Genomic DNA, 436 nt, shown 5'->3' on the forward strand with positions numbered 1-436 from the left:
AAGGCGTCCTCGCTTCCGCGGGCCGCGATGCGCAGGCTCGCGTCGATGATCGCGTCGGGCGTCAGATGACTGCCCGCGCGCTTGCTCCGGGCCGTTTTGGCGGGTGATTTCGGCATGGTGCGGTCAGTGTATCGATCCAAGAAACGATCAGCGCAATATCGTTGACAACAGCATTGCGCTACCGTTCACTCCTCCACCACAAACAAGCCAGCGGGTCAGCCCGCCGAGCCGGAGGTTGCTTTGATGGCAGACCGCAGCCAACAGGCCGACACCGTTTTCCTGGGTGGCCGGGTCTTCACCGGAGCCGGAACACGGCCCACCCCGGTGGACGCCGCCGTCGCCGTCGACTCGCGGGGCACGATGAGTGGCATGTGGAGGGGATACGCGGAGCCGCCACCGACCGCTGCCGTACGAAGGACGGCCGAGACGGCAATGG

The 436-nt window shown here is 66.1% G+C and carries 1 protein-coding gene; it reads left to right on the top strand.

Going from position 1 to position 436, the window contains the following annotated elements; translation table 11 throughout:
- Positions 1-243 precede the first annotated feature (243 nt).
- Positions 244-436 (top strand): hypothetical protein (locus KN815_RS33770; RefSeq protein WP_216345655.1); only part of this gene is annotated, 193 nt, incomplete at its 3' end.

Source organism: Streptomyces niphimycinicus (assembly GCF_018883605.1).
Classification (GTDB): Bacteria; Actinomycetota; Actinomycetes; order Streptomycetales; family Streptomycetaceae; genus Streptomyces; species Streptomyces niphimycinicus.